This window comes from Alkalibacillus haloalkaliphilus C5, assembly GCF_000269905.1.
GTDB classification, from domain to species: Bacteria; Bacillota; Bacilli; order Bacillales; family Alkalibacillaceae; genus Alkalibacillus; species Alkalibacillus haloalkaliphilus_A.
The window spans coordinates 1-1,920 of record NZ_AKIF01000248.1 but is presented as its reverse complement, the minus strand read 5'-3'; the positions used below and the strand labels follow the sequence as shown (position 1 = coordinate 1,920).

Genomic DNA, 1,920 nt, shown 5'->3' with positions numbered 1-1,920 from the left:
TTATGATTTCAATAGTTTTTATATATTTTTTATATAATCATATTTAAACATTTCTCATAATGATACAAGACGAGTTGGGTACCTAAAAAAGGGAGGGCTCATTATGAAATTTGAACCATCTTATTTATATTCTAAGGCTGAGGAGCTATACAAAGAAGGGTTATCTTGCTCCCAAATTGGTGATCTATTAGGGCTAAACAGAAAGAAGGTTTCCTCTTACCTTAAGTCAAAAGGCATTCAAGTAAAAGTAATTGCAGGTAACCATAACAAAGAAGAGATTAAACAAAAATATTTAAAAGGCGAGGAATTATTTATTGATGGAATGTCCATTAGAAGCATTACAAAGAAACTTCACTTAGGACGACAGGGGTTTTCATATTGGCTCAAAAAAAGAGGGCACATTATAAAATCTAATAATAACTATAAACCAGATAATTTTGAAGAAAAACTTCTATTAGGTGAATCAATTTTCAAAAAAGAGAAATCTGTTTTAATAGCTGCTCGTGAAGCAAAGGTTAGTTATTATGCGTTACTGGATTTCCTAGATGAAAAAGGGATTGATACTCAGATTGATAAAAGATATAAGATAAATGAAAATGTATTCGAAAATATTGACACACCAGAGAAATCATATTGGCTTGGTTTCCTTTATGCTGATGGTTATATAAACAAAGAAAGAAATTATATAGAATTAACTTTAAAGGAAAGTGATAAACTGCATATTGAGAAATTCAAGAAATTCCTAAGTACATCAACCCCCATTAAAAACAAAGAGATAATAGGTTCAAACGGAAAATTATACAAGGCTTGTACTCTTTTTATTTACAGAAAAAAAATAATGAATGACCTAATAAACTTAGGTTGTATAGAAAACAAATCGTTAAAGCTATCATTCCCTCAATCAGGATTGATACCTAAAGAACTAATACGTGACTTTGTAAGGGGATACTTTGATGGAGATGGTTCATTAAATTTTTCTTCAAGAAGAAATAGACAAGAATGTACAGTAAACTTTATTGGAACTAGGAGATTTTTAGAAGAGCTTAGAAAAGAATTAGACTTACCTACAAGGAAACTCGATCGAAATGGTCAAGCTTTTAGTCTGAGGTACAGTGGTGTAAAGATCCCATTAAGAGTACTAGAATATATGTACAAAGATGCAGGGATCTATTTAGAAAGGAAGTATAACCGTTATTTGGAGTTTCTAGACATAAGAGACAAAGTAGAAATAGATAAGCTGGCACATCTGCATAAAAAAGATGAGAGATACCAAAAGGCTGCAAAACTATTTCTAGAAGGAAAGTCGATTAGATATATTAGCAAAAGATTAGGCATTTCACGAGATAACCTATCAACCTGGTTAAAATTAAATGGATATAAGGTAAAATTGAGTCGTCCTTTTTCACAAAAGGAATTGGAGTATAGAAAAAGTCAAAAACAGGAGATAATAGGAATGCATGAAGAGGGCTATTCAATTTCAAAGATTAGACGCAATACTGGTTGCAACTTTTATACAATTAAGAAAATAATCGAGTTGAACAACCCTCATAACAATTCCATTTAAAGTTATTTAAGTTTTGGCTACCTTAGCCTTTTTCAATACAAATCTCTTTTAGAATAAACTTATTACTTTACTAATAGTTCTCTAACTTTCTCTGTCGCTGATTGTAATATATCTATTACTTCATCTAAACTAAGACCAAATTGTTTAGCTGCTCTTTCGGCGGGTGTTAACATTTTGCTATAGGATAGATATTCTTCTAGATCTTTTGAATTCTCGGCAATCTCTAATTCAACTTGTTCAACATATTGCAGGACAGTGCGTTCTAATTCAGGCAGCAGCCTTATTGCATTTTGTCTCTCCAACTCCTGTATGGCATCATATACCAAATCCTCATAATCGTCCCCGTTAATATGTGT

Annotated in this window: 2 protein-coding genes; one reads left to right on the top strand and one right to left on the bottom strand. The window is 31.6% G+C overall.

The window, feature by feature from the left end; genetic code table 11:
* The first annotated feature begins 103 nt into the window (after window positions 1-103).
* On the top strand, window positions 104-1,564 hold the full coding sequence (locus A194_RS19575; RefSeq protein WP_017187804.1) for a hypothetical protein: 1,461 nt from the start codon (window positions 104-106) through the stop codon (window positions 1,562-1,564).
* Window positions 1,565-1,626: 62 nt separating this feature from the next.
* Here A194_RS19575 and A194_RS18985 read toward each other — a convergent pair.
* A partial coding sequence (locus A194_RS18985) for a hypothetical protein (protein WP_040403269.1) occupies window positions 1,627-1,920 on the bottom strand: 294 nt, incomplete at its 5' end.

Excerpts from the sequence above, each read along its gene's own strand:
- A194_RS19575 (WP_017187804.1), top strand. The coding sequence starts at position 104 with ATGAAATTTGAACCATCTTATTTATATTCTAAGGCTGAGGAGCTATAC.